The 21918-nt window shown below is 73.4% G+C and carries 20 protein-coding genes; 1 reads left to right on the top strand and 19 read right to left on the bottom strand.

Annotated features, from left to right (window positions below; genetic code table 11):
• Positions 1–63 precede the first annotated feature (63 nt).
• From infB to rpsB, 17 genes are all read right to left on the bottom strand, one after another.
• Positions 64–2931: a translation initiation factor IF-2 gene (infB, locus tag AA0005_RS13290; protein ID WP_413450619.1), complete on the bottom strand. Its 2868-nt coding sequence runs from the start codon at positions 2929–2931 to the stop codon at positions 64–66.
• 126 nt (positions 2932–3057) lie between these two features.
• On the bottom strand, positions 3058–3357 hold the full coding sequence (locus AA0005_RS13295) for a YlxR family protein (protein ID WP_413450620.1): 300 nt from the start codon (positions 3355–3357) through the stop codon (positions 3058–3060).
• 113 nt (positions 3358–3470) lie between these two features.
• Positions 3471–4454 (bottom strand): transcription termination factor NusA, encoded by a 984-nt coding sequence (gene nusA / locus AA0005_RS13300; RefSeq protein ID WP_413450621.1) that lies wholly within the window; start codon positions 4452–4454, stop codon positions 3471–3473.
• Positions 4455–4463: 9 nt separating this feature from the next.
• Positions 4464–4952, bottom strand: coding sequence for a ribosome maturation factor RimP (rimP, locus tag AA0005_RS13305; RefSeq protein ID WP_413450622.1), 489 nt, complete (start codon positions 4950–4952; stop codon positions 4464–4466).
• A 67-nt stretch (positions 4953–5019) separates the two neighbouring features.
• Positions 5020–5910, bottom strand: coding sequence for a hypothetical protein (locus AA0005_RS13310; RefSeq protein WP_413450623.1), 891 nt, complete (start codon positions 5908–5910; stop codon positions 5020–5022).
• 8 nt (positions 5911–5918) lie between these two features.
• Positions 5919–7709, bottom strand: a complete 1791-nt coding sequence (locus AA0005_RS13315) for a proline--tRNA ligase (protein ID WP_413450624.1) — start codon at positions 7707–7709, stop codon at positions 5919–5921.
• A 247-nt stretch (positions 7710–7956) separates the two neighbouring features.
• The gene (locus AA0005_RS13320; RefSeq protein WP_413450625.1) at positions 7957–8787 is read right to left on the bottom strand and encodes a GNAT family N-acetyltransferase; all 831 of its coding nucleotides are present in this window, start codon (positions 8785–8787) and stop codon (positions 7957–7959) included.
• 47 nt (positions 8788–8834) lie between these two features.
• Positions 8835–10001 carry a flavodoxin-dependent (E)-4-hydroxy-3-methylbut-2-enyl-diphosphate synthase gene (gene ispG, locus AA0005_RS13325; RefSeq protein ID WP_413450626.1) on the bottom strand — a complete coding sequence of 389 codons (1167 nt, stop codon included), beginning with the start codon at positions 9999–10001 and terminating at the stop codon, positions 8835–8837.
• A 39-nt stretch (positions 10002–10040) separates the two neighbouring features.
• Positions 10041–11354 carry a M50 family metallopeptidase gene (locus tag AA0005_RS13330; protein WP_413450627.1) on the bottom strand — a complete coding sequence of 438 codons (1314 nt, stop codon included), beginning with the start codon at positions 11352–11354 and terminating at the stop codon, positions 10041–10043.
• On the bottom strand, positions 11351–12526 hold the full coding sequence (gene dxr / locus AA0005_RS13335) for a 1-deoxy-D-xylulose-5-phosphate reductoisomerase (protein ID WP_413450628.1): 1176 nt from the start codon (positions 12524–12526) through the stop codon (positions 11351–11353). Before dxr ends, AA0005_RS13330 begins: the two co-directional genes overlap by 4 nt.
• Entirely contained in the window at positions 12523–13080 is a 558-nt protein-coding gene (locus tag AA0005_RS13340) for a DivIVA domain-containing protein (protein WP_413450629.1), read from the bottom strand. Before AA0005_RS13340 ends, dxr begins: the two co-directional genes overlap by 4 nt.
• Positions 13077–14273 (bottom strand): 23S rRNA (adenine(2503)-C(2))-methyltransferase RlmN, encoded by a 1197-nt coding sequence (rlmN, locus tag AA0005_RS13345; protein ID WP_413450630.1) that lies wholly within the window; start codon positions 14271–14273, stop codon positions 13077–13079. The genes AA0005_RS13340 and rlmN overlap by 4 nt, the downstream gene beginning before the upstream one ends.
• A 33-nt stretch (positions 14274–14306) precedes the next feature.
• The gene (locus tag AA0005_RS13350; protein WP_413450631.1) at positions 14307–15218 is read right to left on the bottom strand and encodes a phosphatidate cytidylyltransferase; all 912 of its coding nucleotides are present in this window, start codon (positions 15216–15218) and stop codon (positions 14307–14309) included.
• Positions 15219–15776: a ribosome recycling factor gene (gene frr, locus AA0005_RS13355; protein WP_413450632.1), complete on the bottom strand. Its 558-nt coding sequence runs from the start codon at positions 15774–15776 to the stop codon at positions 15219–15221.
• Complete coding sequence (gene pyrH, locus AA0005_RS13360) at positions 15773–16564, bottom strand: UMP kinase (protein ID WP_413450633.1); 792 nt, start codon at positions 16562–16564, stop codon at positions 15773–15775. The genes frr and pyrH overlap by 4 nt, the downstream gene beginning before the upstream one ends.
• Before the next feature lie 70 nt (positions 16565–16634).
• Positions 16635–17474, bottom strand: a complete 840-nt coding sequence (gene tsf, locus AA0005_RS13365; protein WP_413450634.1) for a translation elongation factor Ts — start codon at positions 17472–17474, stop codon at positions 16635–16637.
• A gap of 24 nt (positions 17475–17498) precedes the next feature.
• Positions 17499–18506 (bottom strand): 30S ribosomal protein S2, encoded by a 1008-nt coding sequence (gene rpsB / locus AA0005_RS13370; protein WP_413450635.1) that lies wholly within the window; start codon positions 18504–18506, stop codon positions 17499–17501.
• Between the two features lie 504 nt (positions 18507–19010).
• On the opposite strand from rpsB, the gene AA0005_RS13375 reads away from it, so the two are divergent.
• The gene (locus AA0005_RS13375) at positions 19011–19562 is read left to right on the top strand and encodes a M23 family metallopeptidase (RefSeq protein ID WP_413450636.1); all 552 of its coding nucleotides are present in this window, start codon (positions 19011–19013) and stop codon (positions 19560–19562) included.
• 109 nt (positions 19563–19671) lie between these two features.
• Here AA0005_RS13375 and AA0005_RS13380 read toward each other — a convergent pair whose 3' ends face one another.
• Together AA0005_RS13380 and fdhA are read right to left on the bottom strand one after the other, a co-directional pair.
• Positions 19672–20586 carry a tyrosine recombinase XerC gene (locus tag AA0005_RS13380; protein WP_413450637.1) on the bottom strand — a complete coding sequence of 305 codons (915 nt, stop codon included), beginning with the start codon at positions 20584–20586 and terminating at the stop codon, positions 19672–19674.
• 61 nt (positions 20587–20647) lie between these two features.
• Positions 20648–21853 (bottom strand): formaldehyde dehydrogenase, glutathione-independent, encoded by a 1206-nt coding sequence (gene fdhA, locus AA0005_RS13385; RefSeq protein WP_413450638.1) that lies wholly within the window; start codon positions 21851–21853, stop codon positions 20648–20650.
• Positions 21854–21918 lie beyond the last annotated feature (65 nt).

Raw genomic sequence — 21918 nt, forward strand, 5'->3', positions numbered from 1 at the left:
GGGCGGACGCGACGTGGCGCGCACCAGGGATGGTGCGCGCCACGCCGTCGGGCTGGTGCCCGGTCAGCTACGCGGCTTCTCGCGCATCTCGAAGGTCTCGATGACGTCGCCCTCGGTGATGTCGTTGAACGACCCGAGGCTGATGCCGCACTCGAAGCCCTCGCGGACCTCGGTGACGTCGTCCTTCTCGCGACGCAGGGAGTCGATGGTGACGTTCTCCCCCACGACGACGCCGTCCCGCAGGACGCGCGCCTTGGTGTTCCGGCGGATGGTGCCGGACCGGACGATCGAACCGGCGATGTTGCCGACCTTGGAGGAGCGGAACACCTGGCGCACCTCGGCAGTACCCAGCTGCACCTCCTCGTACTCCGGCTTGAGCATGCCCTTGAGCGCCTGCTCGACGTCGTCGATCGCCTGGTAGATGACCGAGTAGTACCGGATGTCGACGCCCTCGCGGTCGGCCAGCTCGTTGACGCGCTCGGCGGGCTTGACGTTGAAGCCGATGATGATGGCGTTGTCGACCGTGGCGAGGTTGACGTCGTTCTGGGTGATGGCACCCACGCCGCGGTGGATGATCCGCAGCGCGACGTCGTCGCCGACCTCGATCTTGAGGAGCGAGTCCTCCAGCGCCTCGACGGCACCGGAGACGTCGCCCTTGAGGACGAGGTTGAGGGTCTCGACCCGGCCCTGCTGGAGCGCCTCGGTGAAGTCCTCCAGCGAGACGCGCTTGCGGCGCTTGGCCAGCGTCGCGGCGCGCTCGGCGGCGGCCCGCTTGTCGGCGATCTGCCGCGCGGTCCGGTCGTCGCCGGCCACGAGGAAGGTGTCGCCGGCGCGCGGCACCGAGGTGAGGCCGAGGACCTGCACCGGCCTCGCGGGGCCGGCCTCCTCGACCGCCTCGCCGTGCTCGTCGAACATGGCCCGGACGCGCCCGTGGGCGGTGCCGGCGACGATGGCGTCCCCGACGTGCAGGGTTCCGGACTGGACGAGGACGGTCGCGACCGTGCCCCGGCCCTTGTCGAGGTTGGCCTCGATGGCCACGCCGCGCGCGTCCTTGTCGGGGTTTGCCCGCAGGTCCAGCGCGGCGTCCGCCGTGAGGAGGACGGCCTCGAGGAGCTCGTCGATGCCCTTGCGCTGGAGCGCGGAGACGTCGACGAACATCGTGTCGCCGCCGTACTCCTCGGCCACGAGGTTGTACTCGGTCAGCTGCTGGCGGATCTTGGCGGGGTTGGCCGCCTCCTTGTCCACCTTGTTGACCGCCACGACGATCGGCACACCGGCCGACTGCGCGTGGTTGAGCGCCTCGATCGTCTGGGGCATGACGCCGTCGTCCGCCGCGACCACGAGGATCGCGATGTCGGTGACGTCCGCACCACGGGCACGCATGGCCGTGAAGGCCTCGTGACCGGGGGTGTCGATGAAGGTGAGCGCGCGGTCCTGCTCCTCGTGCTCGGTCCAGATCTGGTAGGCACCGATGTGCTGGGTGATGCCACCGGCCTCGCCGGCGACGACGTCGGTGCTGCGGATCGCGTCGAGCAGCTTGGTCTTTCCGTGGTCGACGTGACCCATGACGGTGACGACCGGCGGACGGGCCGCGAGGTCCTCGTCGGTCTCCCCGGCCAGCTCGGCGTCGAGGTCGATGTCGAAGCCGCCGAGCAGCTCACGGTCCTCGTCCTCGGGCGAGACGATCTTGACGACGTAGCCGAGCTCGTCACCCAGCGCCTGGAAGGTGTCCTCGTCCAGCGACTGGGTGGCCGTGGCCATCTCGCCGAGGTGGAAGAGCACCGTCACGAGCGCTGCGGGGTTCGCGTCGATCTTGTCGGCGAAGTCCGCGAGGCTGGCACCGGCGCGGATCCGCACCTCGGTGCTGCCGTCGCCGCGGGGAACCTGGACGCCGCCGAGGCTCGGCGCGCCCTGCTGCTCGAACTCCTGACGCTTCGCGCGCTTGGACTTGCGCCCGCGGACCGGCTTGCCGCCGGGACGCCCGAAGGCACCCTGCGTGCCGCCGCGGCCACCACGGCCGCCGCGACCGGCGAAACCGCCCGGACGACCGCCGCCACCGGGACCGCCTGCGCCACCGGGACCACCGGGGCCACCGCCACCGGGACGGCCACGGCCGCCACCACGTGCGGGGGCGCCGGGCGTGCCGACCGAGCTACGGCCGGGCATCATGCCAGGGCTGGGACGCGCGCCACCGGGGCGCGGGGCGCCACCCGGACGCGGGCCGGCCGTGCCGGCACCCGCACCGGGGCGGGGACCGCCGGGACGCGGACCGCCGGGGCGGGGGCCGCCTGCACCGGGGCCGCCGCTGCCACCGGGCCGGGGCATGCCCTGGCTCGTGGCGAAGGGGTTGTTGCCCGGGCGCGGGGCGCCGGGACGCGGACCACCGGGACGGGGTCCACCACTGCCACCGGGCCGGGGCATGCCCTGGCTCGTGGCGAAGGGGTTGTTGCCGGGGCGCGGGGCACCGGGCTTGGGGCCGGCCGCGGCGGGCTTGGGGGCCTCGGGACGCTCAGCCTTGGCCGCCGGCTGCGCGGCGGGCGGGGCCTCCGGAGCGGCCGGGGTGCTCTCGGGGGCGCTCGGCGCGGGTGCACCGGGCTTGGGCGCCGCGGGCCGCTCGGCGGCGGGCGCCTGCGGGCGGGCCGGGGCGGGGGCCGGGGCCGGGGCCGCGGGGGCGGCCTGCTCGGCGGGGGCCTCGGGGGCCGGCTCGGCTGCCTTGGCGGGTGCCTTCGGCTTGCTCGGCTTCTTGGGTGCCGGCTTCTCCTCGGAGGCCGTCGGCGCGGGAATGGCTTCCCGCAGGCGGCGCACGACCGGCGCCTCGACGGTCGAGGACGCCGACTTGACGAACTCTCCGAGCTCGCCGAGCTTGGCGAGGACCGTCTTGCTGTCGACGCCGAGCTCCTTTGCGAGCTCGTGGACGCGAAGCTTTGCCACATCTCTCCTGTCTCGGCCCGCCCGGGACAGGGTGGGGCCGTCTTAGTGCTTGGAACTCATCGCTGGGTACTCATCGGGTGCCCATCGGCTTCCAACCCGCTTTCTTCGTCGATGACTCGTGCCGGCTCAGGTCTGACCCGGCGTTCTCGTGCTGAACCACTCCGTGACGGCGGTGGTGTCCACCGGCCCTGCGGAGCGCAGGGCCCGGGGGAAGGCCCGCCGGCGTTCGGCGAGGTCCAGGCAGGCCCGGTCAGCGTGCAACCAGGCCCCCCGCCCAGGGGCGTCCGTCCGTTCGTCCACCACCGCGCGAGGCGGGTGAGGCACCAGGACGACCCGCACGAGGGCGGACCGTGGGGCCTTGGTCCGGCACCCCACACATGTGCGCACCTGTCCCCCGCCGCGAGGTGAGGGGGGTGGCATCGTCATGGGATATCGGGCTGTGGCCCGTCGGGAAGTCTACCCCCACGGGCCACTCGGGGACAGCGAGGGCCCCCGGTGCAGGGGGTGGTGTGTTTGCTCACACGCCCTTCGCGCGGGGCTCAGCCCTCGGCCTGCTCGCCCTCGGTGTCGGAGTGGATGTCGATGCGCCAGCCCGTGAGCCGCGCAGCGAGGCGGGCGTTCTGCCCCTCCTTGCCGATCGCGAGCGACAGCTGGAAGTCGGGGACGACGACGCGCGCGGAGCGCTCCTCGGGGTCGACGACCTCGACGCTCGTCACGCGCGCCGGCGAGAGGGCGTTGGCGACGAAGGTCGCGGCGTCCTCGCTGTAGTCGACGATGTCGATCTTCTCGCCGTCGAGCTCGCTCATGACGGCGCGCACGCGCTGGCCCATCGGGCCGATGCAGGCGCCCTTGGCGTTGAGGCCGGGGACGGTGGAGGCGACGGCGATCTTCGTGCGGTGCCCGGCCTCGCGGGCGAGGGCCTTGATCTCGACGCTGCCGTCGGCGACCTCGGGCACCTCGAGGGCGAAGAGCTCGCGCACGAGGTTGGGGTGGGTGCGCGAGAGGGTGACCGAGGGGCCCTTGGCGCCGCGGGTGACCTCGAGGACGTAGGCGCGCAGCCGGTCACCGTGACGGTAGGTCTCGGTCGGCACCTGCTCGTGGGCGGGCAGCACGGCCTCGAGCTCGCCGATGTCGACGAGGACGACGCGCGGGTCGCGGCCCTGCTGGACGACGCCGGCGATGAGGGTGCCGGCGCGGTCCCGCAGCGAGCCCATGACCTGGTCGTCCTCGGCGTCACGCAGCCGCTGGACGATGACGCTGCGGGCGGTCGACGTGGCGATCCGGCCGAAGCCGCTGGGGGTGTCGTCGTACTCGCCGACGGCGTTGCCCTCCTCGTCGAGCTCGGTCGCCAGCACGGTGACGCGCCCGCTGCGGCGGTCCAGCTCGACGCGGGCGCGCTCGGCGGCGCCCGGGGTGCGCTGGTAGGCGAGCAGGAGCGCCTCCTCGATCGCGCCGACCAGCACGTCGAGGGGGATCTCGCGCTCGCTCTCGATCAGGCGCAGCGCGGTCATGTCGATGTCCATGTGTCCTCCTCAGCCCTCTCCGGCGGTGTCCGCCGGACGCCCCAGCTCGGGCTCGACCGTGCCCGTGGTGATGTCGGAGAGCGCCACGACCTGACGCGTGCCCTCAGTGTCGATGACGACGTCCTCGCCGTCGACCGCGAGCACGCGCCCACGGACGGAGCCGGACGTCGTGCGCAGGCGGACGAGGCGGCCCTCCGCACGCCGGTAGTGCCGCGCCGTCGTGAGCGGGCGGGTCACCCCCGGGGTGGAGACCTCGAGGGTGTAGGCCCCGGCGACGACGTCGACGTCGTCGAGGGCGGCGGAGACCTGGCGCGAGACGTCCGCGAGGAGGTCCGAGCCCACCCCACCGGGCCCGTCGGCGAGGTCGACGACGACCCGCACGACGCTGCGCCGGCCGGCCGCGCTCACGCTCACGTCCTCGAGGTACAGGCCGGCGTCGGTGACGACGGGCTCGAGGACGCGGCGCAGCTGGGCTGCGACGTCCGACGGGCGTGCCATGGTGCTCTCCTGGGGGCTCGGCTGCGGAACTCCCACACCTTACCCGGGGGCCGGGGGCCGCCCGGACTCAGGAGAGGCCCGGCAGGGCCGGCAGTGCGGTATCCCACGAGCGCGCCTGCCCGGCGGCGTAGCTGGCGGCGCTCAGCACCGCCTCCCGGTCCGCGGCCGGCGTGCCCAGGAGGGCGACGTAGGCGCCGACGACGTCGAGCTCGGCCGCGCCGGCCAGCGCACGTTCCGACGTCGCGCCGCTGACGTCGTAGGCGACGTCGCGCTCGTCCTCCTCGGGGGCGACGGCGCCGGCCACCCGGGCGAGCTGCTCGGCGCGCTCGACGGCGGCCTCGCGCTGGGCGCCGCTGCTGCGGGCGGCGACGACCTCGAAGGCGTAGCGGGCGGCGTCGACGGCGCGGGAGGTCGCGGGGTCGACCGTGCCCGGCTCGGGGGCGGGCAACGGCTCGGCGGGCAGCCGCTCCGCCTCGGTCCCGAGCGCCCGGGCGAGGTCGGTGGCGAGCCAGGTGCGGGAGATCGCCACCGAGGCGAGGAGCCGGCCGAGCTCACCGTCGTGGGTGAGCGCGTCCTCGCGGGCCGTGGCGGCGCCCTCCTCCAGGAGGTCGAGCACCTCCTCGGGGCTCGCGGTCGCGGTGGGCTCGGGTGTGGCCGGGTCCTGCGGGTAGGCGGTCGCGTCGGGGCCGGCTCCGGGCCACGGCTCCCAGACGCCGCCGAGCGCCTCGGCGTGCTCGGCCGAGGCGGACCCGACCACCTCGAGGACCTCCTGCACGTCCGCGTCTGTCGACGCCGCGCCGGGGGCGTCGCGCAGCTGCGCGGCCACCAGGGCGGCGTCCTGCCGGGCCTGCTCGACCGCGTCCGCCGTCGGCACCTCGGGCGGCGGCGTCTCGAGCCGGACCCCGCACCCCGTCAGGGTGAGCGCGACGAGGAGCGCGGCCCCCAGACGGGCACGCACGGTGCCGGTCAGCGCCCGAGTGCGGCCCGCACGGCCGCCGCCACGGTCTCCACGGCCTCCCCGACGAGCAGCTCGCGCCGCTCGCCGGTGGTGCGCTCGCGCAGCTCGACCTTGCCCTCGGCCAGCCCGCGGCCGACGACGAGGACGAGCGGGACGCCGAGGAGCTCGGAGTCGGCGAACTTCACGCCGGCGGACATCTTGGGCCGGTCGTCGAGGAGCACCTCGACGCCCTGCGCGCTGAGCTCGGCGGCGATGCGCTCGGCCTCGGCGAAGACCTCGGGGTCCTTGCCGGTGGCGAGGAGGTGGACGTGGAAGGGGGCCAGGGTCATCGGCCAGGCGAGGCCGGAGTCGTCGCAGGTGGCCTCGGCGACGGCGGCCAGCGCGCGGCTGACGCCGATGCCGTAGGAGCCCATCGTCACCGTGACGGCCTTGCCGTTCTCGTCGAGGACCTTGAGGCCGAGCGCCTCGGCGTACTTGCGGCCGAGGGCGAAGACGTGGCCGATCTCGATGCCGCGCGCCAGCTCGAGGGGGCCCGAGCCGTCCGGCGCAGGGTCGCCCGCGCGGACCTCGGCGGCCTCGATGGTGCCGTCGGCGGTGAAGTCGCGGCCGGCGACGAGCCCAAAGACGTGCTTGCCCTCCGCGTTCGCGCCGGTGATCCAGCTCGTACCCTGCACGACCCGGGGGTCGAGGAGGTAGCGCAGGGAGGTGCGCTCCTCGCCGTCGTCGCCGGTGTTGGGGCCGATGACGGAGGGGCCGATGTAGCCCTTGACGAGCTCGGGGCGGGCGGCGAGCTGCTCGTCGGTGGCGGGGGCCACGAGGGTGGGCTCGAGGGCGCCCTCGAGGCGCTTGAGGTCGACCTCGCGGTCACCGGGCAGGCCGACGACGACGAGCTCCTCGCTGCCGTCGGGGTGGGTGAGGGCGAGGACGACGTTCTTCAGCGTGTCCGCCGCCGTCCAGGGGCGGTCGGGGCGCGGGTAGAGCGTGTTGGCCTGGGCCACGAGGGTGTCGATCGTCGTCGAGTCGGGGGTGTCGCGGACCTCCGCCGCGGGCAGGCCGCTCGCGTCGACAGGCTCGGGCACGGCCGTGAGGGCGGCCTCGACGTTCGCCGCGTACCCGCCGGGCGAGCGGACGAAGGTGTCCTCGCCCGACGGCGTCGGGAAGAGGAACTCCTCGGAGCGGGAGCCGCCCATCGCGCCGCTCGTCGCGGCGACGATGACGTACTCGAGGCCGAGGCGGGTGAAGATCCGCTCGTAGGCCTGCCGCTGGGCCTGGTAGGAGCGCTCGAGACCGGCGTCGTCGATGTCGAAGGAGTAGGCGTCCTTCATGATGAACTCGCGCCCGCGCAGGAGGCCGGCGCGGGGGCGGGCCTCGTCGCGGTACTTCGTCTGGATCTGGAAGAGCGTGAGCGGCAGGTCCTTGTACGAGGAGTACAGGTCCTTGACGAGGAGGGTGAACATCTCCTCGTGGGTGGGCGCGAGGAGGTAGTCGTTCTCGCGGCGGTCCTGGAGGCGGAAGAGGTTGGGGCCGTACTCGGTCCAGCGGCCGGTGGCCTCGTAGGGCTCGCGCGGCAGCAGCGCCGGGAAGTGGACCTCCTGGGCGCCGGCGGCGGCCATCTCCTCGCGCACGACCTGCTCGATCTTGCCGAGCACCCGCAGCCCGAGGGGCAGCCAGGTGTAGATCCCGGGGGCGGCGCGGCGGATGTAGCCGGCCCGCACGAGCAGCCGGTGGCTCGGCAGCTCGGCGTCCACCGGGTCTTCACGCAGGGTCCGCAGGAACAGGGTCGACATCCGCATCAGCACGCGCGCCAGCGTATCGCGCCCCACTCCCCCGCCCCGCCCGCCCACCGGACGCGCGGCCTCCCACCGCCGCGCCCGACGGCTCCTCAGCGGCTGCGTGCCACAAAGCGACCCACCGCTCGTGGGGGCGGGCTGCCGGTGGGCGTGTCGCCCGGCGTGTCGCCGCTCGGCGGACGGCGGACGGTTCGTTTGTGGCACGCCGCCGTGCACGGGGCCGCCGCGCGGCAGGCGCGGGGGCGTGCCGAACGCCTCAGAAGAGGACGGTGGCGTAGGTGCCGACCTGCTCGAAGCCGGCCCGGCGGTAGGTGGCGATCGCGGCGGTGTTGTAGCTGTTGACGTAGAGGGAGACGGTCGGCGCGGTCCGCTGCCGCACGTCCTCGACGACGGCGGCCATCGCCGGCGCCGCGATCCCCTGCCCGCGGTGCTCGGGGTGGACCCACACGCCCTGGACCTGCGCGACGCCGAGGGCGCAGGCACCGACCTCGGCCTTGAACACGACCCGCCGGCCCTCCGGCGCGTCCTCGATGCGCACGTAGGAGCGCTGGGTCGAGACGAGCTCGTGCACCCGCGCCGCGTAGGCGCCACCGGAGGCGAGCGGCGAGTATCCGACCTCCTCCGTGAACATCGCCACGCAGGCCGGCACGACGACGTCGAGCTCGTCGAGCCGGCTCAGCCGCACGCGAGGGTCGGGCTCGACGGCGGGGGTATCGGCGATCGCCATGGACGGCTGGTTGCCGCGCACCTCGCGCGGGGGCAGCCAGCCCGGGCCCAGCCGGTCCCACAGCGACAGGACCTGCTCGGCGGGCCCGACGATCGAGGACGCGCGCCGCCCGCGGTTGCGAACGTGGTCGGCGACGGCGTCGAGCAGCTCGGGCTCGTCCACCGCGACCGGCACGAGGTTGGCACCGGACCAGCACAGCGCCCGCAGCGCACCGTCACGCCACACGCCGAGCAGCTCGGCGCCCGGCAGGCGCCGGTGCCCGAGCATCTCGACCTGGACGGCGGCCAGGACGTTGCCGACGGGGTCGGCGGCGCACAGCTCCAGGGCCGCGGCGCGGTCCTCCTCGCGGAGGGGTCGCACCCGCGCACCCACGGGATGGAGCCACCTGCCCAGCACGTGGGTCCCGCTCAGCCGACCGAGACGACGGGGCCGCCGGAGGGGTCGGACTCGAGGCCCATCTCCTCGGCGATCCGGTTGGCCTCGGCGATGAGGGTCTCGACGATCTGGTCCTCGGGGACGGTGCGGATGACCTCGCCCTTGACGAAGATCTGGCCCTTGCCGTTGCCGGACGCGACACCGAGGTCGGCCTCGCGGGCCTCGCCCGGGCCGTTGACGACGCAGCCCATGACGGCGACGCGCAGCGGGACGGTCATGCCCTCGAGGCCGGCGGTGACCTCGTCGGCCAGGGTGTAGACGTCCACCTGGGCGCGGCCGCACGAGGGGCAGGAGACGATCTCGAGCTTGCGCGGGCGCAGGTTGAGCGACTCGAGGATCTGGTTGCCGACCTTGACCTCCTCGGCGGGGGGCGCGGACAGCGAGACGCGGATGGTGTCACCGATGCCCTTGGACAGCAGCGCACCGAAGGCCGTGGCCGACTTGATCGTGCCCTGGAACGCCGGTCCGGCCTCGGTGACACCGAGGTGCAGCGGCCAGTCCCCGCGCTCGGAGAGCAGCTCGTAGGCGCGCACCATGACGACGGGGTCGTTGTGCTTGACCGAGATCTTGAAGTCGTGGAAGCCGTGCTCCTCGAAGAGCGAGGCCTCCCACACGGCGGACTCGACGAGCGCCTCCGCGGTGGCCTTGCCGTACTTCTTGAGCAGGCGCGGGTCCAGCGACCCGGCGTTGACGCCGATGCGCAGGGAGACGCCGGCGTCCGAGGCGGCCTGGGCGATCTCCTTGACCTTGTCGTCGAACTTGCGGATGTTGCCGGGGTTGACCCGGACCGCGCCGCAGCCGGCCTCGATGGCCGCGAAGACGTACTTCGGCTGGAAGTGGATGTCGGCGATCACCGGGATCTGGGACTTCTTGGCGATGATCGGCAGCGCCTCGGCGTCCTTGTCCGTGGGGCAGGCCACGCGGACGATGTCGCAACCGGAGGCGGTGAGCTCGGCGATCTGCTGGAGGGTGGCGTTGATGTCGTGGGTCTTCGTCGTCGTCATCGACTGCACGCTGACCGGCGCGTCACCACCCACCTCGACGTTGCCGACCCGGATCTTGCGGGTGGGCCGACGGGGAGCCAGCACGGGCGGCTGCTCCTTGACGGTCGGGATGCCGAGGGAGATCGGAGTACTCACCCCGCCAGTATCGCCCACCGCACCGCCTGTGTGCACGGCTCAGCCGGTCAGGGTGACAGGTCGCACGATGTCGGCGTAGGCGAGCAGCAGGCTCATGCCGACCATCGCGACGACGACGACGTAGGTGAGCGGCAGCATCCGCGCCACGTCGACGGGGCCGGGGTCCGGGCGCCCGCGCCACGCCGCGACCCGGCGCCGCAGCCCCTCCCACAGCGCACCGGCGATGTGCCCGCCGTCGAGCGGGAGCAGGGGGATGAGGTTGAAGACGAACAGCGCGAGGTTGAGGGAGGCGAGCAGGCCGAGGAGGTCGGCCGCCCGCTCGACGACGCCGTACCGGTCGCTCTCGATCGAGGCGATCTCGCCGGCGAAGCGGCCCACGCCGACGAGGCCGACGACGCCCGGGTCGCGCTCCTCCTCGCCGAAGGCGGCCTGCGCGACGTCGACGAGCCGCTGCGGCAGGGTGAGGACGACGTTGACGGTCGCGCCCAGCGCCTCGGCCACGCGGCCGGGCACCGCGGTGACCGGCTGCGGCACGAGCTCGGCCACCGGGCCGATCCCGACGAAGGGCTGCGGCTCGGTCAGCGGCTCGCCGTCCTCGCCGGTCACCACCTCGCCGTCCTCGACGACGGGCCGCTCGCTCATCGCGGGCGTCACCGTGACCGTGCGCTCCTGCCCGTCGCGCTCGACGACGACGGTCGCCGGGCTCGGCCCGGACGCCGCGATGGCGGCGCGGACGTCGTCCCAGCTCTCCACCGGCGTCCCGCCCCAGGACACGACCGTGTCACCGGGCTGCAGGCCGGCGACGGAGCCCGGTGCGGCGGGGTCGGTGGCGGTGCACTCGGTGGCGGCGGGGTCCTCCGGCAGGCACTCCTGGACGTTGCCGAGCGTGGCCGTGTAGGTGGGCACACCGACGCCGACGAGGATGACGGCGAGGAGCACGACGGCGATGACGAGGTTCATCACCGGGCCGCCGAGCATGACGACGAGCTTCTTGGGCACGCTCAGGGCGTAGAAGGTGCGGTGCTCCTCCCCCGGCCCGACCTCCGCCAGCGCGTACTCGCGGGCCTCCTCGACGAGGGTGGCACGCCCGTCACGACGGCGGCGCACGGTCCGCCCGGCCCGCGCGGGCGGGTACATGCCCACCATCCGCACGTAGCCGCCCAGCGGCACGGCCTTGACCCCGTACTCCGTCTCCCCGCGCCGCCTGGACCACAGCGTGGGGCCGAAGCCGACGAAGTACTCGCTGACCTTGACGCCGAAGCGCTTGGCGGGCAGCAGGTGCCCGACCTCGTGGAGCCCGATCGACACGACGAGCCCGACGACGAGGACGAGGACGCCGACGAGGAAGCTCATCGCGCGCCTGCCAGCTCCCGGGCCCGCCGCCGCGCCCAGTCCTCCACCGCGTGGACGGTGGCGAGGTCGAGGCGGTCGGCGGCGGCGCCGTCGTGCTCGGCGAGGACCTGCTCGAGGATGTCGGTGATGGCGAGGAAGCCGAGGCGGCCGTCGAGGAAGGCGGCGACGCACTCCTCGTTGGCGGCGTTGAGGACGGCCGGGTGGGTGGCCGAGGCGGCGGCCGCCTGCCGGGCCAGGCACACCCCGCGGAAGGTGTCCTCGTCGAGCGGCTCGAAGGTCCAGCTCGTCACCTCGTCCCAGCGGCACGGCGCGATGGCCCGCTGCGGGCGCGCCGGCCAGGACAGGGCGAGCGCGATGGGCAGGCGCATGTCGGGCGGGGAGGCCTGGGCGATCGTCGAGCCGTCGACGAACTCGACCATCGAGTGGATCATCGACTGCGGGTGGACGACGACGGTGATGTCGTCGACCGCGACGTCGAAGAGCAGGTGGGCCTCGATGAGCTCCAGGCCCTTGTTGACGAGGGTGGCGGAGTTGACCGTGACGACGGGGCCCATGGCCCACGTGGGGTGCTTGAGCGCCTCGGCGGCGGTCACCCCGGTGAGGTCCTCGCGGCGCTTGCCGCGGAAGGGGCCGCCGGAGGCGGTGAGGATGAGCCGCGCGACCTCGGCGTGGGTGCCGGACCGCAGCGCCTGGGCCATGGCGGAGTGCTCGGAGTCGACGGGGACGATCTGGTCGGGCCGCTGCCGCGCCGCGCGCACGAGCGCGCCGCCGACGACGAGCGACTCCTTGTTGGCCAGCGCGAGGCTCGACCCGGCGCGCAGGGCCGCGAGCGTGGGCTCCAGGCCGACCGAGCCGGTGATGCCGTTGAGGACGACGTCGCTGCCCGCGCCGGCGAGCTCGGTCGCCGCGTCCTCCCCCACGAGCACCTCGAGCGGCGGGACGGGGACGCCCCGCTCGTCCGCGACGGCGGCGACGGCCTCGCGGACCTCGGCGGCGCTGCCGCGGGAGACCGCGACGAGCGGGACCTCGTGGTCGAGGACCTGCTCGGCCAGCAGGCGCAGGTTCCCGCCACCGGCGGCGAGGGAGGTGACCTCGTAGCCGCCGCGGGAGACGACGTCGAGGGCCTGGGTGCCGATCGACCCGGTCGAGCCGAGGAGGGTGAGCGTGGTCATTCGACGGCCAGGAGGACCTCGACGGCGCGGTCGAGGTAGGCGTCGACCACGCCCTCGGCGTAGGCCTTGTCGCGGCGGGCGGAGGGGAAGGTCACCGAGCGCAGCTCGGCGGCGGTGAGGTCGCCGTCGGCGTCGAAGTAGGCGACGAGCCGGTCCATGAGCGCGTCCACGGCCCGGCGGTCGTAGCCGTGCCCGCGCTCCGGCGGCGCGAAGCGCTCCCCGGCCGGCCGGACGAGACGCGGGTAGAGCGTGGTGGCGCGCTCGGCGATGCGGTCCATCCAGGCCTGCTGCCCGTGGGCGGCGATGAACACGTCGCGGCGGCGCTGCACGAGCGCCGCCTCGAGGCGGTCCAGCGCGGAGTCGACCGAGCCGGTCGCGTAGCCGGCGCGCACGAGGTCGAAGGCCACCTGCCGGACCTCGGACTCGGTGAGCGCCCCGACGTTCCCGGCGCGGGCCGCCTCGTAGGCCTCCCGCGCCCGGGCGAAGAACTCGTCGACCTGCTCACGGTCGTAGCCGGTGCTCATGCGTCCGACGACCGGGAACAGGGTGCTCATCGCGTGGTCTCCTCGGGGACACCGACCTTGGGGGCGGACGTGGCGAGCACCTCGGCGGCGAGCTGGCCGCAGGCGCCGTCGATGTCGCTGCCGCGGGTGTCGCGGACCGTCGTCGGGATCCCCGCCTTGCGCAGGGTGCGGACGAAGGTGTCCTCGACGTCCGGGTCCGAGGCCGTCCACTTCGAGCCGGGGGTGGGGTTGAGCGGGATCGGGTTGACGTGGATCCAGCCCTTGCCGCGGGCGAGGAGCTCGTCGGCGAGGAGCTGGGCGCGCCACTGGTGGTCGTTGATGTCGCGGATGAGGGCGTACTCGATGCTCACCCGGCGGCCGGTCGCGTCGAAGTAGCGGCGGGCCGCGTCAAGCAGCTCACCGACCTTCCACCGGGAGTTGATCGGGATGAGCTCGTCGCGCAGGCCGTCGTCCGGGGCGTGGAGGGAGACCGCCAGCGTCACCTGCAGGCCCTCCTTGGCGAGCTTGTCGATCGCGGGCACGAGGCCGACCGTCGAGACGGTGACGTTGCGGGCCGACAGCCCGAAGCCCGCGGGACTGGGCTCGACCATCCGGCGCACCGCGTTGACGACGGCGCGGTAGTTCGCCAGCGGCTCCCCCATGCCCATGAAGACGACGTTCGTCAGGCGGGTCGGGCCCCCGGTGAGCAGGCCGTCGCGGCAGGCCGCGGCGGCGACGCGCACCTGCTCGACGATCTCCGCCGTCGACAGGTTGCGCGTGAGGCCCTGCTGGCCGGTGGCGCAGAAGGGGCAGGCCATGCCGCAGCCGGCCTGGGAGGACACGCACAGGGTGGCGCGCTCGGAGTAACGCATGAGCACCGACTCGACCTTGGCGCCGTCGAAGAGGCTCCACAGCGCCTTGCGGGTGGCGCCGTCGTCGGCCTGGAGGGTGTGGACCTCGGTGAGGAGCTCGGGCAGCAGCTCGGCGACGAGCTCGCCGCGGCCGCTGGCCGGCAGGTCGCTCATCGCGGCGTCGTCGCGGGTGAGGTGGCTGAAGTAGTGGCGGGAGAGCTGGTCGGCGCGGTACGCGGGCAGCGCCTTCTCGCGCAGCACCTCGGCGCGGTCCTCACGGGTGAGGTCGGCGAGGTGGCGCGGGGGCTTGCCGCGGCGGCGCGCGGTGAAGGTCAGCTGGGGCCGCTCACCGGCAGCGCCTGGCGTCGGAGGGAGGGGTGCGGTCGTCGACATGTCGGGGCCGATTGTTCCAGACGTTCCTGGGAATCAGCTGACGAACGTCGTCAGCAGCAGGTAGCTCGCCGGCGCCGTCATGAGCAGGGAGTCCAGCCGGTCGAGGATTCCGCCGTGGCCGGGCAGGAGCGTGCCCATGTCCTTGAGTCCGAGATCACGCTTGAGGAGCGACTCGGCGAGGTCGCCGACCGTCGCGGTGACGACGGCGCCCGCACCGAGGACGAGGCCGACCCACCACGGCGCGTCGAGCGCGAGCAGGGCCAGCCCGACGCCGACGGCGGCCGCGAGGAGGAGCGAGCCGCCCGCCCCCTCCCAGGACTTCTTCGGGCTGATCGACGGGGCCATCGGGTGGCGTCCGACGAGCACCCCGGCGACGTAGCCGCCGGTGTCGTTGGCGACGGCGCACAGCACGAGCGTGAGCACGAGCCAGGGGCCGCGGTCCTCGGTGAGGAGGAGGACGGCGAAGCCGGCGAGGAAGGAGACGTAGGCGGAGGCGAGGATGCCGGCGCAGGCGTCGCGCACGGCGTCGGGCCCACCGCCGTCGAGCACCCGCCACACGAGCACCCCGCCCGCGGTGAGGAAGAAGGCGACGAGCATCGCGCCGGGCCCGGCCGCGTACGCGGAGACGAGGATGCCCGCGTTGCCGACCCACAGCGGCAGCAGCGGGATCGCGACCCCGCGGGTGCCGACGGCGCGGGCGAACTCCCACAGCGCACCGCTCGTCGCGACGAGCGCGAGCACGACGAAGGCCTCCTCGCGCACGAACAGGCACACGAGGAGCAGGCCGAGGAGCCCCACACCGACCGCGATGGCCGCGGGCAGGTTGCGCCCGGCGCGACCGCCGGGCTTCGGGGGCGGCTGCGCGACGATGGCGCGCCGCGCCCCCTCCTGGATCTCGCGGATCTGGCGGCGGGTGAGCGGAGGGTCACCGCCGGTAGCGCCCACTCAGACCTCGAGCAGCTCTCGTTCCTTGCCGGCGAGGAGGTCGTCGACGGCGTCGACGCGCTTCTTCGTCAGCGCCTCGAGCTCCTTCTCGGCGCGGTCGACCTCGTCCTCGCCGACCTCGCCGTCCTTCTTCATCCGGTCGAGCTCGTCCTTGGCCTTGCGGCGGACGCTGCGGATGGAGATACGGGCGTCCTCGGCCTGCGTCTTGGCGAGCTTGACGTAGTCGCGGCGGCGCTCCTCGGTGAGGGCGGGCAGCGCGACGCGGATGACGTTGCCGTCGTCGGTGGGGTTGACGCCGAGGTCCGACTCGCGCAGCGCCTTGATGATCGCGTTCGAGGCGCCGCGGTCGTAGGGCTGGATGAGGACGGTGCGAGCCTCGGGGATCGTCAGGGAGCCGAGCTGCTGCAGCGGCGTGGGCGCGCCGTAGTAGTCCACGAGGATCTTGGAGAACATCCCCGCGTTCGCCCTGCCGGTGCGGATCGAGGCGAAGTTCTCGCCGGCCACCTCGACAGCCTTGTCCATCTTCTCCTCGGCCTCGAGGAGGATCTCGTCGATCACCGTGTCTCCTTCATGTCGTCTCCGGGCGCCGGGGTGTCGCCACCGCCGTCGACCGTCACCAGTGTGCCGATCTTCTCACCCATCAACGCACGCGTGACGTTGCCGGGCGTGGTCATGCCGAACACGCGCATGGTCAGGCCGTTGTCCATGCACAGGGAGAACGCCGCCGCGTCGACCACGCGCAGTCCCTGGCGCAGCGCGTCGCCGTAGGTGACGTGGTCCAGGCGGGTGGCCGTCTCGTCGAGGCGCGGGTCGGCGGTGTAGACGCCGTCGACGCCGTTCTTGCCCACGAGCACCTCGTCGCAGTGCGTCTCGAGGGCGCGCTGGGCGGCGACGGTGTCGGTGGAGAAGAAGGGGATGCCGGCGCCGGCGCCGAAGATGACGACGCGCCCCTTCTCCAGGTGGCGCACGGCGCGCAGCGGGATGTAGGGCTCGGCGACCTGACCCATCGTGATGGCGGTCTGCACACGGGTGCGCACGCCGGCCTGCTCGAGGAAGTCCTGGAGGGCCAGGGCGTTCATCACGGTGCCGAGCATGCCCATGTAGTCGGCGCGGGAGCGGTCCAGGCCCCGCTGGGAGAGCTCGGCGCCGCGGAAGAAGTTGCCGCCGCCGACGACGATGGCGATCTGCACGCCCGCGGCGTTGGCCTCGGCGATCTGCCGCGCGACCCCGGCCACGACGTCCGCGTCGAGACCGATGGAGCCGCCGCCGAAGACCTCGCCGGACAGCTTGAGGAGCACCCGCCGGGGCGGGGCCCCGGTCTGGTGAGAGTCGGACGGGACGTTCATGCAGACCTCCGGGTGATGGTGTGCGGGTGGCCCCGGCCCTTGCGGGCCGGGGCCACCGGACTACGTGGGGTCAGGCGCCGACGCGGAACCGGACGAAGCCGGTCACCGTGCCGCCTGCACCCTCGACAACCTTGCCGACCGTGGTCTTCGGGTCGCGGGCGTAGGCCTGGTCGAGGAGCACCGACTCCTTGAAGAAGCCGTTCATGCGGCCCTCGACGATCTTCGGGAGCGCAGCCTCGGGCTTGCCCTCGTTGCGGGAGGTCTCCTCGGCGATGCGACGCTCGTTGGCGACGATGTCCGCGGGGACGTCCTCACGGGTGAGGTACTGCGGGCTGTAGGCCGCGATGTGCATCGCGACGTCGCGCGCGACCTCGGCGCCGGCGGCGTCGGTGGCCACGAGCACGCCGACCTGCGGGGGCAGGTCCTTGGCGGTGCGGTGCAGGTAGTGGGCCACCTTCGCGCCGGAGAGGCGGGCCACGCGGCGCACGACGAGCTTCTCGCCGAGGGTCGCGGCGTGCTCGTCGACGAGGGCGCCGACCGTGGTGTCGCCCGCGGGGGCGGCGAGGAGGGCCTCGACGTCGGCCGCGCCGGAGGCGACGGCGGCCGCGAGGACCTTCTCCGCGAGGGTGATGAAGACCTGGTTCTTCGCGACGAAGTCGGTCTCGGAGTTGAGCTCGACCATGACGCCGGTCTCGCCCTCGCCGTCGGCGACGACCTCGACGGCGACGAGGCCGTCGGAGGCCGCACGGCCCTCACGCTTCGCGACGCCCTTGAGGCCCTTGACGCGGATGATCTCGATGGCCTTCTCGGCGTCGCCGTCGGCCTCGTCCAGCGCCTTCTTGACGTCCATCATGCCGGCGCCGGTCTTCTCGCGCAGCGCCTTGATGTCAGCGGCGGTGTAGTTCGCCATGTGTGTGTCTCCTAGTTGCGGGGATCAGGCCTGGCTGGCGGGGGGCTCGTCCGCCTTGGGGGCGTCCGTCGCGGGGGCGTTGTCGGCCACCTGCGTGGTGTCGGGGCCCTCGCCGCTGACGACGGGAGCGGACTCCTCGCCGGCCTCGGCGGCGGCCGCGACCTGCTCGGCGTCGTTGGTGACACCCGCGGCGTGCTGCGCGGCGTCGACGGCGGCGTCACCCTGGTCGGCGACGACGGCCGAGGCCTGGGCGCTCTGGTCGGCCTCGTTGGCGGCGAGGAGCTCGCGCTCCCACTCGGCCAGCGGCTCGGCCTCGGTCGGGGCGTTGCCCGAGCCGCCACCGTGACGCGTGACGAGACCGTCAGCGGCGGCGTCGGCGATCACGCGGGTGAGGAGGCCGACGGCGCGGATGGCGTCGTCGTTGCCCGGGATGCCGTAGTCGACCTCGTCCGGGTCGCAGTTGGTGTCGAGGATGGCGACGACGGGGATGTTGAGCTTGCGCGCCTCGGCGACCGCGAGGTGCTCCTTCTTCGTGTCGACGATCCACACGGCGGAGGGCAGCTTGGCCATGTCGCGGATGCCGCCGAGGGTGCGCTCGAGCTTCTCCTTCTCGCGGCGCATCATGAGCAGCTCCTTCTTCGTGAAGGCAGAGCCCGCCACGTCGTCGAAGTCGATCTGCTCGAGCTCCTTCATGCGCTGGAGCCGCTTGTGCACGGTGCTGAAGTTGGTGAGCATGCCGCCCAGCCAGCGCTGGTTGACGTAGGGCATGCCGACGCGCGCGGCCTGCTCGGCCACGGCCTCCTGGGCCTGCTTCTTCGTGCCGACGAAGAGGATGCTGCCGCCGTGGGCGACGGTCTCCTTGACGAACTCGTACGCACGGTCGATGTCCGTCAGCGACTTCTGCAGGTCGATGATGTAGATGCCGTTGCGCTCGGTGAAGATGAAGCGCTTCATCTTGGGGTTCCAGCGACGGGTCTGGTGCCCGAAGTGGACGCCGCTCTCGAGGAGCTGGCGCATGGTGACGACGGCCATGGCTCGTCCTTTCCGGTGCGGGTGCTCCGCACGTCGGGCGGGCAGGCGCGGGCGTGCCGCTGCCTGGTCCGCTACTCGGTTGTCCAGTGGTCGACCGGGTGGCCGCCACTCCTGGTGCTCACGACTGCCGGCACCCGCCTGGGCGGGACCGCGCCGGCTGCCTCGCGTCACTGGGTCCGAGGACTGCGACTGCGACATGTGGGCACGCGATGTCAACCAGATCGCTCCGGTTGCGGGGACAACTCTACCGCACCCCCGACAACCGACTCGTCGCCGACAACCGAGTCCCCGCCCACACCACACCCACCGCCGAGAGTGCACTTATCGCCGACAGCACACTTACCGCCGAGAGTGCACTTGTCGCCGAGGGTGCACTTACCGCCGACAGTGCACTTACCGCCGACAGTCGGCTTTTCCGGTCCACCGGTCACCGTCGCGGAACCGCCGTCCCCAGGAACCGTCCGGCGTCCCACGACACCGACGTGCTCCCGGAAGCCTGGTGCCATGGGACTGAGCAGCGGTGCGGTGGCGACGGCGGGTGTGCTCGCCGTCCTGGGCGGTGCACTTCTCCTGGCACCGCAGCCGGCGGCGCCGCCAACAGTCGTCGCGACGAGCGCAGCCGAGTCGGCCGGTCGGGTTCGGTACGAGTGGCCGACAGGGGCCCCGGCCGAGCTGGTCCGCCCCTTTGCCGCGCCGCCGGAACGCTGGTTGGCGGGCCACCGCGGCGCCGATCTTGCCCTCCCGGCAGGCGCAGACGTCCGGGCAGCCGCCGACGGCGTCGTCGCCTTCGCCGGTCGGGTCGCCGGCCGCGGTGTCGTGTCCGTCGACCACGCCGACGGGCTCCGCACCACCTACGAACCGGTCGAGGCGACGGTCGCTCGCGGCGCTCAGGTGACGGCGGGACAGGTGGTCGGTGTGCTCGAGCCTGCCGGGCACCACTGCCCGGACGAGCCGTGCCTGCACTGGGGAGCGCGACGGGGCCAGGACGACTACGTCGACCCGCTGAGCCTCCTCGCCGAGGACGTCGTCATCCGGCTGCTTCCCCGGCACGGGTGAGCCTCCGACCTGGAGAATCCGGCTGTCGACGCTAAGTGCGCTCTCGGCGGTAAGTGCGCTGTCGGCGGTAAGTGTGCTGTCGGCGAGGGGGCGGGACGGGGCGAGTGGGTCAGGCGCGGGGGTGGGCCTGCGTGTAGGCGGCACGGAGGCGTTCGGGGGTGACGTGGGTGTAGCGCTGGGTGGTGGCGAGCGACGCGTGGCCGAGCACCTCCTGGACGGTGCGCAGGTCCGAGCCGCCGGCGAGGAGGTGGGTGGCGGCGCTGTGGCGCAGGCCGTGGGGCGCGAGGTCCCGCACGCCCGCGAGCGCCGTCAGTCGGTGGACCCGCTCCCGCACCGCCCGCACGCCCAGCCGGCCGCCGCGTGCCCCGAGGAAGAGGGCCGGCGGCGACGTCGGGGTCAGCAGCTGCGGGCGGCCGCGCTCGAGCCACTCCCCCAGCGCCCGGTCGGCCGGGACGCCGAAGGGGACGATGCGCTCGGCACCGCCCTTGCCGAGGACCCGCACGGTCCGCTCGCGGCGGTCGACGGCGGTGAGGTCGATGCCGACGAGCTCGGCGACCCGCACCCCGGTCGCGTAGAGCATCTCGAGGACGGCCCAGTCCCGCAGGTGGGCGGGGTCGCCGTCGTCGGCCACCTGCTCGGCGAGGTCGAGCAGGACGCTCGCCTCGTCGACGGCGAGCACCTGCGGCACCCGCTTGTCGGCGCGGGGGCTCTGCAGGCGCACGCCGACGTCCTCGGCCAGGTGGCCCTGGCGCACGGCCCACGTGCAGAAGGTGCGGGCGGCCGCCGAGCGTCGCGCGAGCGTCGCCCGCGAGCGCCCCTCGCGCGCCTGCCCGGCCAGCCACGCGCGCAGCGCGGTGAGGTCGAGCCGGGCAAGGTCGACGTCGTCGCCGTCGTCCTCGTCGCGGAGCGTGTCGAGGAGGGAGCGGACGTCGGAGAGGTAGCCGCGCACGGTGTGCTCCGAGAGCCCGCGCTGCAGGGAGAGGTGCCGCCCGAAGGCGTCGAGGAGCGCGTCGGAGTCGGGCACGCGCTCACCGTGGCGCGTCCCGGCGGTGAGGGCAAGCCTCACCGCCGGGCGCGTCGCAGCTCTAGCGGATGGAGCCGTGGGCGTCGATGACGTACTTCTTCGCCGCACCCTTGTCGAACTCCTCGTAGCCGCGCGGTGCGTCGTCGAGGCTGATGACCTCGGCGTTGACGGCCTTGGCGATGTGGATCCGGTCGTTGAGGATCGCCTGCATGAGGCCGCGGTGGTACTTCATCACCGGCGTCTGGCCCGTGACGAAGGTGAGGGCCTTCGCCCAGCCGGTCCCGAAGTCCATCGACAGGGCCCCGCGCTGGGCCGCCTCGTCGACACCGCCCGGGTCACCGGTGACGTAGAGGCCGGGGATGCCGACCGAGGCGCCAGCCGAGGTCACCCTCATGACGCTGTTGAGCACCGTCGCCGGGGCCTCCTTGCCACCGTGGCCCATGGCCTCGAAGCCGACGGCGTCGACGGCGGCGTCGACCTCGGGGACCTTGAGCAGGTCCTCGATCTGCTCGTGCGGCTCCCCCTTGCTGAGGTCGATGGTCTCGCAGCCGAAGCTGCGGGCCTGGGCCAGCCGGTCGGTGTTGAAGTCGCCGACGACGACAACGGCAGCCCCGAGCAGCTGCGCCGAGGCCGCGGCGGCGAGCCCGACGGGGCCTGCTCCGGCGACGTAGACGGTCGAGCCGGTCCCGACCTTCGCGCTCACCGCACCGTGGTACCCGGTGGGCAGGATGTCGGAGAGCATCGCGAGGTCGAGGATCTTCTCCATCGCCTGGTCCTTGTCCGGGAAGACGAGGGCGTTCCAGTCGGCGTAGGGCACGAGCACGTACTCGGCCTGCCCGCCGACCCAACCGCCCATGTCGACGTAGCCGTAGGCGCTGCCGGGCCGGTCGGGGTTGACGTTGAGACAGATCTCGGTGCGCCGCTTCTTGCAGTTGACGCAGCGGCCGCAGGAGATGTTGAACGGCACGGAGACGAGGTCGCCCTTCTTGACGAACTCCACGTCCCGGCCGACCTCGACGACCTCGCCGGTGATCTCGTGACCGAGGACGAGGTCGCTCGGCGCGGTCGTGCGGCCGCGGACCATGTGCTGGTCGGAGCCACAGATGTTGGTGGCGACCGTCTTGAGGATGACGCCGTGGTGCACCTGGCGTCCCACGTTCGCCGGGTTCACGCCCGGCCCGTCCTGCAGCTCGAAGGTCGGGTACTCGGTGTCGATGACCTCGACCTTGCCGGGTCCCTTGTAGGCGACTGCGCGGTTTCCTGCCATGTTCCTGCCCTTCTGTGCTGAGCCGGCCGCGGGCGCTACGTCGCGTCGGTGGAGCGGCCGGACGA

This window comes from Georgenia phoenicis, assembly GCF_047302425.1.
Lineage (GTDB): Bacteria > Actinomycetota > Actinomycetes > Actinomycetales > Actinomycetaceae > Oceanitalea.